Consider the following 6,816-nt stretch of genomic DNA (forward strand, 5'->3'; position numbering starts at 1 on the left):
GGCGCGTGTCACTGGCGGATGCGTTGAAGAACTCGCTGAACATTCCGGCGGTGAAAGTTGCCGAGATTTCGGGCTTGGATAACGTCCGCACCGTGGCCAGTGGTTTTGGGATTGCCAGCGATCTGGCGCAAGGTCCGGCCTTGGCGCTGGGTGCGTCGGAAAGCACGCTGATTGAGATGACGGGGGCTTATGCAGGTATTCTGAACGGCGGCTCTGCCGTTGAACCTTATGGTCTGACCGAGCTGAAGCTGTTGGGGGATGAAGCACCTGTCATGGTCACGACGACAGGTATTGGTGAGAGGGTCGTTAATGAGACGGCAGCCAAACAGTTGACCTGGATGATGGAACGTGTGGTGTCCGAAGGCACAGGTGGACGGGCCAAGTTGCCCGGCTGGCAGGTGGCGGGCAAAACGGGCACAACCCAGGCGGCGCGGGACGCATGGTTCATCGGGTTTACTGCGGATTACGTAACCGGTGTTTGGATGGGCTATGACGACAACACGCCCCTATCTGGTGTGACCGGCGGCGGTCTGCCCGCGGAAATCTGGAGAGAAACCATGCTGCGTGTCACCGAAGGGATGACACCCACCCCCTTGCCGATGATCGCACCAGCACCGCCAGTTCAGGTCGCGCAGCCACAACCGGGTCGAAAGCGCGGTGGTTTTGCCGAGGACATCAACAATCTGCTGAGGAATATATTTGGCGGCAACTAGAATCTTCTTTGATGGGAATACCAAAAAGGCGGTGCACTGGGCACCGCCTTTTGTTATTTCGCTGATTGCGTGTTTCAGACGCTGGCGTCCAAGGCCGCAAGGATCGCGTCGCCCATTTCAGTGGTTGATACGGGCTGAACGCCCTCATCTGCAAGCAGGTCGCCGGTGCGTACACCATCGGCCAGTACTTTCTCGATCGCGGCCTCAAGACGATCCGCTTCTTCGCCCTGATCAAAGCTATAGCGCAGGGCCATGGCAAAGCTGAGGATACAGGCGATCGGGTTGGCTTTGCCCTGACCCGCGATATCCGGGGCCGAGCCGTGAACGGGCTCATACATTGCCTTGGGCCGACCATTGGCCATCGGCGCGCCCAGAGATGCCGAAGGCAACATGCCCAGCGACCCGGTCAGCATCGCGGCGCAGTCCGACAGGATGTCACCGAACAGGTTGTCGGTCAGGATCACATCAAACTGTTTTGGTGCGCGCACAAGCTGCATCGCGCCGTTGTCGGCGTACATATGGCTCAGCTCAACTTCGGGGTAGTCCGCAGCGACGCGGGTGACGACTTCGCGCCACAGGATGCCCGATTCCATGACATTGGCTTTTTCCATCGAGCACAGCTTTTTATTGCGGCGCATTGCCAGTTCAAAAGCCGAGCGCGCGGCGCGTTCAATCTCGGATTCGGTGTAACGCTGGGTGTTGATGCCGACGCGTTCGTTGCCTTCCTCGAAGATGCCGCGCGGCTCACCGAAATAGACGCCCGACGTCAGTTCGCGGACGATCATGATATCCAGACCGGCAACGACGTCTTTCTTCAGCGACGAGAAATCGGCAAGCGCGTCAAAACACTGCGCGGGGCGCAGGTTCGAATACAGGTCCATTTCCTTACGCAGGCGCAGCAGGCCACGCTCGGGTTTCAGGCTGAAATCCAGATCGTCGTATTTCGGACCACCGACGGCACCCAGCAAAACCGCGTCAACCTCTTGCGCCTTTGCCATAGTCTCATCGGACAGAGGCTTGCCGTGGGCGTCATAAGCGGCACCGCCCACCAGGTCCTCGCTCACGTCAAATTGAAGACCACGATTGGCACCGAACCAATCGATGATTCTGCGCACTTCGGCCATAACTTCTGGGCCAATTCCGTCTCCGGGCAGGATGAGGAGCGAGGGGTTGGGCATGAAGGGTCTCCTTGCGTTTTGTTGCACAGGCCCTAGCGTCTGCGCAGCATCGGGTCAATGAGACAGACCTGTCAAAACACAAGGAAAACACATGCTGACACCCGGAAATCTGGTTCCTGAGCTGAAAATTGAAACTGTCGCCCATGGCAGTTTCGACCTCGAGACCAACAAGGGCGAAAACGGAGCGCTGGTGATTCAATATCGCGGATTGCATTGCCCGATCTGCATCAGGCAGATGGCCGAGGCCGAGGCGGCGCTGGACGATTTCGCGGCGCTGGGTGTCGAGGTTATCATGATCACCACCGATACCGCCGAACGTGCCGCTGAAACCGCCGCAAAAGCCAATGTTTCCCGCCTGCGTGTAGGCCACAGCCTGCCCCTGTCTGAGGCACGGGAGGGATGGGGGCTGAACATCTCGACCAGGCGCGAAGGCAGTGCCGAACCAGACCTGTTTGCGGAGCCCGGACATTTTTACATCGCACCTGACCGGACGCTTAATTTTGGGTGGCAGCAGACCACGCCTTTTGGACGTCCGTCGATGTCGGATATCGCGGGTGGTCTGAAGTTCACGTTGGGCAACAACTACCCGGCGCGCGGAACGTATACGGGCCCTCTTTGATCCTCAGAGGCTGGCCTTGAGCCCTTCTGCCAGCAAATCCCAGACCCTGCGGATACGTGGGGTCTGGCGCATGGCCTGCGGCGCAGCCAACCATACGGGCAGAACCGGGATTTCAACATCCAGCGGCAAGATTTCGACATCCGGGTCGGCTTCGGCCATCTGGACCTGGCTGAAGCCAATGCCGCATCCCGCGCGGATCAGTTCCCAATAGGCGCTTTGCAGATCGCAGCGGGTCGCAAAACTGTTGCGGCTTGCGGGCCATCCTTTTTCGCGCATGGCCTTGATGATTTCCTGATTGGCGTCAAACCCCACAAGGTCGTGGGAAAAAAGTTCCTCGGGTGTTGTAGGGCGCCCCTTACGATCAAGATAGGACTTGGCCGCGCAAAAGCATAGTGGCACCTCCCCCAGATATCGCGAGATGATATCCATCTGCGCGGGGCGATACATGCGAACGGCAATATCTGCCTCGCGGTATAACAGGTTTTCCGTGGTATCGGTGGCGACCAGCTCAAGTTGAATGGCGGGTTCCTGCCTTCGGATATTCGCCAGAATCGGAGGCAGCAGATGATGCGACGCGAAGACCGAAGCGGTGATGCGGACCGAGCCTTCAAGCTGCTGCGACTGCCCTGCGGCGGCAAGGCTGAAGGCAGTCATGGCGCTGTGCATTTGCTGCGCCATCGGCAAGAGCTGGGAACCTGCCACGCTTAGTTTCAGGCCGCGCGCGTGGCGGTCGAACAAGGATACGCCCAGTTCGGCCTCAAGGCTTTGTACTTGCCGTCCCAATGTGGGTTGGCTGCGATCAAGGTGCCGTGCAGCGGCAGACAGGGATCCTGTTTCGGCCACGGCCAGAAAGCTTTGGATCAGAGACCAATCCGCATGTGTCAGTGCTTTGTCCATTCATAATTGAATACACATTCTACATTTCCCGGCAATTCCATACGTGCATTGAATGGATAGATTGGTCTGAAACAGGAGGCATCAATGACACAAACTGCTCTGATACTCGGCGCGTCGGGCCGGTTTGGGCGCAATGCTGCAAAGGCGTTTCGGAATGCGGGTTGGACCGTGCAGAGATTCCGTCGCGAGTCCGGTTCTCTTTCCCAGGCGGCAAGAGGGGTGGATGTCATCGTAAACGGGTGGAATCCGCTCTATCCTGATTGGGCGCGTGAAATGCCCGACCTGACCAGACGCGTGATAGATGCGGCGTCCGAGACCGGAGCCACCGTACTGGTTCCCGGCAACGTCTATGTGTTTGGAGCGGACACGCAAGGCCCATGGTCCGGGAGTACACCGCACTTGGCCACCAATCCGCTTGGCCGCATCCGGATCGAGATGGAGGAGGCGTATCGCGCCTCAACCGTCCGTACGATCCTTCTGCGTGCGGGTGATTTCATTGACACCGAGGCATCTGGAAACTGGTTCGATCAGGTCATGATCAAGCATCTGTCGCGCAATCAATTTGTGTATCCCGGAGATCCAGAAGCTTTGCACGCCTGGGCCTATCTGCCTGATCTGGCCCAAGCTGCCGTCGCGCTGTGTGAAATCCGAAAGGATCTGCCGCGGTTCTGCGATGTTCCTTTCGCTGGCTACACTCTGACCGGAACTCAGATCGCGCAGTCTTTGACGAGAGTGACCGGACGCGACATATCCGTGAAGCCGATGCAATGGTGGCCATTGCAGCTGGCGCGACCATTCTGGCGCATGTCTTCACACCTGATTGAAATGCGGTATCTGTGGCAGGTGCCACACCATTTGGACGGATCGTACCTGACCGAGTTACTGGGTTCTGAGCATCAGACCGATCTGGATGATGCATTGCGTTCTGCAATCTCACCTAACCTGGTGACTTTGTCCTATGCGACCCCAGAGTCGATCATGCCTTAAGGCAGGGTGACGTCAACCCAGACCAATCGGTGCCTGCTGGCACGTAGGGCAGATTCGTAAAGCTTGTTGCCTTTTTCCGGCCACGTCACACCGGCATCCGAAATGCGCAGGTCGGCGGACGGCAACACATAATCCACGCGCATTTCACCCGTGGCCTTCCAAGCGACCGTTGAGGTCGAGCCTGAAGGGTCTTTCGGCAGCGGGTCTTGCAAACGGGGATGGGTCAGAAGGGACTGAATGGCCTGTTTACGGCCCTCTCCACGCGTTGGATCAAGGTTGGCATCGCCGGCGATCACAAAGGCACCTTCGGGGACTGGCTCCAGTTCACCGTTCAATATTACGGACCAGAGCCGGATCTCATCCTGATTGCGCAACCCGTTTCGATCCTCGGGCCCATCGAAAACGGGCGGCGCCGCATGAAAGGTCATGAGATTGAGCCGCCCATACGGGGTTTCGATCGGTACAACCCAATGTGCAGTCGAAGACAAGCGTTGTATCTGATGTGCCGCGTCAGACGGGAAGGGTTGCCCGTTTACGCCAGGCAGGGTGGCGCCCGGTAAACTGCGCCACAACAGCGCAGAATAATCCTGAACCTCAGCGGTGATAATTTCGTATCGTGATAAGACCGCCAGCCCACCCTGACCGGTGAACTGGCCCCAGCCTTGGGCGTCGCCGGGGCCTTGGGCCTTGCTATCGCCGTCCAGGTCAAGCGAGGTTTCCAGCCCGGCATTGGGTTGTGTGGCAAGGTAATATCCGTAATCAAGCCCCGCGTTGCGCAGTTTTCCGGTCAGGGCTGTTACAGCGGTATTGTTCAGGTCCCAGTCGATACCCTGAAGGACGATAATGTCAGGGCGCGCGGTTGCAATAACGTCGACAACGGCCAGAACTTGCGCGTCATCGCGTTGAATGTCGCGAAGAAGTAGGCCGGGACCTTTTCTGCTGAGCTCGGTGTTATAGGTGGCGATACGCACGACTTCTGCCTGTGCCGCAAAGGGCAACAATAGCAGACATAGGATGCGGATCATGCGGCCTGTGTTGACTCGCTGGTCGAATAGGCGCGGCGTTTTTCCATGATCAAGCCCGCGATCCTGAGGGTCGCCATGCCGCGCATGATCATGCTGGCGGGCAGGAAAGCCCATGCGCTCATGGTCCAGATCAAGGTCTGTGGGTTCCCGAGAGAGATCGGGGCGATCACACTGCTCATCAACTTGATGATCGCCGGAATGAGGAATGGCAGCAGAATGCCGATACAGATGTTCAGGCGGCCATCCCGTTGAAGGCGCGTAACGACATCGCCCCCTTTGGTCGGGTCAAACAGCGGCAGGTTTGTCCACACATTGAAAGCGCCATTTCCGGTTGGCCATCCCCGAACCCTGACCGCATAGGCAAAGCTGACAATCGTGACCAAAGCCGCGACATAAGCCACGCTGGCTGTGATGCGGACCAGTTCGATCAGGGCGTGGCCGGCATCCGGGGGCAACATCAACACGATGAGGCGCACCGGAGAATAGGGGAAGTCCACCACATTTGCGACAGCCAAACCAACCGAATAAGAGAACGTGGTCAACTGCGTTGGTTCAAAAGCGTTTTTGCAGATCAGCGTCAGAAAGGTGACCATCGACATCAGGCCGACAAACCGAAGGCGATTGACCGGGGGCGCGTCGCGGAATTCAATAAAGCTGGGAAAGGCGGAATTGTATTCGGCAAAGGTCAATATAAACGCGAGGATCGCGAGAAAGACCAGTATCTCGGTCCCGTTCGTAGATGAGACAGGCAGGTACAACGCAGGTGTCAGCACCAAAAGTGCAACAAGTATACCGCGTATCGCCGCCCCTGTTGTGCGCGCAATCACTATCCGAACCCTTTTTCAAACCGGATCAGCCGATCTTTGTCGACTTGTTTCCAACTTGTGCCCGTCGCTTCGTCTGACGTTGACGGATGCCTCTTTAGCGTCAACATGAACGATAAGCGGCATTTTGCTCAAGCCGAGGTGCAGAAAACACGGGATTTCGGGCAAAAAGATGGCGCAACTGGTGCGGTATTGCATCATTTTCGACGCAAATCCGACGTGTATCTCAAATTGATACCCACATGTTGTGGTTTGCAAAAAATCAACCCCAAGAATGCGAGCGGGGCCGCCTTGGCGACCCCGTCAGGTTGAGTATCCACAGATTCGTCCCCAGAATCACACCCAGGGGCGGGCCTGACTGGCGTGATCCTCGAACTTGTCGATGTGATGATCTTTTTCCATCGTGAGCCCGATATCATCCAGACCATTCAGCAGGCAGTGCTTGCGGTGAGGATCGATTTCGAAATCGATCACGACACCGTCCGATGTGGTGATCTGCTGGTCTTCCAGATGTACGGTCATGCGGGCGTTTTCGCCTTTGTGCGCATCATCCATCAGGATCGCGTGGTGTTC

Annotated in this window: 8 protein-coding genes; 3 read left to right on the top strand and 5 right to left on the bottom strand. The window is 57.5% G+C overall.

What is annotated here, in order from left to right:
* Positions 1-713 (top strand): penicillin-binding transpeptidase domain-containing protein (locus tag AC2FND_RS19130; RefSeq protein ID WP_496771311.1); only part of this gene is annotated, 713 nt, incomplete at its 5' end.
* A 74-nt stretch (positions 714-787) separates the two neighbouring features.
* On the opposite strand, the gene leuB is transcribed toward AC2FND_RS19130, so the two are convergent.
* Entirely contained in the window at positions 788-1,891 is a 1,104-nt protein-coding gene (gene leuB / locus AC2FND_RS19135; RefSeq protein WP_480507144.1) for a 3-isopropylmalate dehydrogenase, read from the bottom strand.
* A 91-nt stretch (positions 1,892-1,982) separates the two neighbouring features.
* Here leuB and AC2FND_RS19140 point away from each other — a divergent pair, with 91 nt between their 5' ends.
* Positions 1,983-2,510, top strand: a complete 528-nt coding sequence (locus tag AC2FND_RS19140; protein ID WP_496771312.1) for a redoxin domain-containing protein — start codon at positions 1,983-1,985, stop codon at positions 2,508-2,510.
* A 3-nt stretch (positions 2,511-2,513) separates the two neighbouring features.
* Here AC2FND_RS19140 and AC2FND_RS19145 read toward each other — a convergent pair whose 3' ends face one another.
* Complete coding sequence (locus AC2FND_RS19145) at positions 2,514-3,407, bottom strand: LysR family transcriptional regulator (RefSeq protein ID WP_496771313.1); 894 nt, start codon at positions 3,405-3,407, stop codon at positions 2,514-2,516.
* An 84-nt stretch (positions 3,408-3,491) separates the two neighbouring features.
* On the opposite strand from AC2FND_RS19145, the gene AC2FND_RS19150 reads away from it, so the two are divergent.
* The gene (locus AC2FND_RS19150) at positions 3,492-4,394 is read left to right on the top strand and encodes a Rossmann-fold NAD(P)-binding domain-containing protein (RefSeq protein WP_496771314.1); all 903 of its coding nucleotides are present in this window, start codon (positions 3,492-3,494) and stop codon (positions 4,392-4,394) included.
* On the opposite strand, the gene AC2FND_RS19155 is transcribed toward AC2FND_RS19150, so the two are convergent.
* From AC2FND_RS19155 to AC2FND_RS19165, 3 genes are all read right to left on the bottom strand, one after another.
* Positions 4,391-5,419 carry an endonuclease/exonuclease/phosphatase family protein gene (locus tag AC2FND_RS19155; RefSeq protein ID WP_480507148.1) on the bottom strand — a complete coding sequence of 343 codons (1,029 nt, stop codon included), beginning with the start codon at positions 5,417-5,419 and terminating at the stop codon, positions 4,391-4,393. The genes AC2FND_RS19150 and AC2FND_RS19155 overlap by 4 nt on opposite strands.
* Positions 5,416-6,246, bottom strand: a complete 831-nt coding sequence (locus AC2FND_RS19160; RefSeq protein WP_496771315.1) for a hypothetical protein — start codon at positions 6,244-6,246, stop codon at positions 5,416-5,418. Before AC2FND_RS19160 ends, AC2FND_RS19155 begins: the two co-directional genes overlap by 4 nt.
* A 333-nt stretch (positions 6,247-6,579) precedes the next feature.
* Positions 6,580-6,816, bottom strand: a 237-nt coding sequence (locus AC2FND_RS19165) for a 3-isopropylmalate dehydratase small subunit (protein ID WP_496771316.1), incomplete at its 5' end; no start/stop codon positions are given.

It is taken from the genome of Ruegeria sp. BHSB056 (assembly GCF_059613305.1).

Bases quoted from the DNA above. Each gene is read 5' to 3' on its own strand.
- AC2FND_RS19145 (WP_496771313.1), bottom strand. From the start codon at position 3,407: ATGGACAAAGCACTGACACATGCGGATTGGTCTCTGATCCAAAGCTTT.
- AC2FND_RS19155 (WP_480507148.1), bottom strand. From the start codon at position 5,419: ATGATCCGCATCCTATGTCTGCTATTGTTGCCCTTTGCGGCACAGGCA.
- leuB (WP_480507144.1), bottom strand. From the start codon at position 1,891: ATGCCCAACCCCTCGCTCCTCATCCTGCCCGGAGACGGAATTGGCCCA.
- AC2FND_RS19150 (WP_496771314.1), top strand. From the start codon at position 3,492: ATGACACAAACTGCTCTGATACTCGGCGCGTCGGGCCGGTTTGGGCGC.
- AC2FND_RS19140 (WP_496771312.1), top strand. From the start codon at position 1,983: ATGCTGACACCCGGAAATCTGGTTCCTGAGCTGAAAATTGAAACTGTC.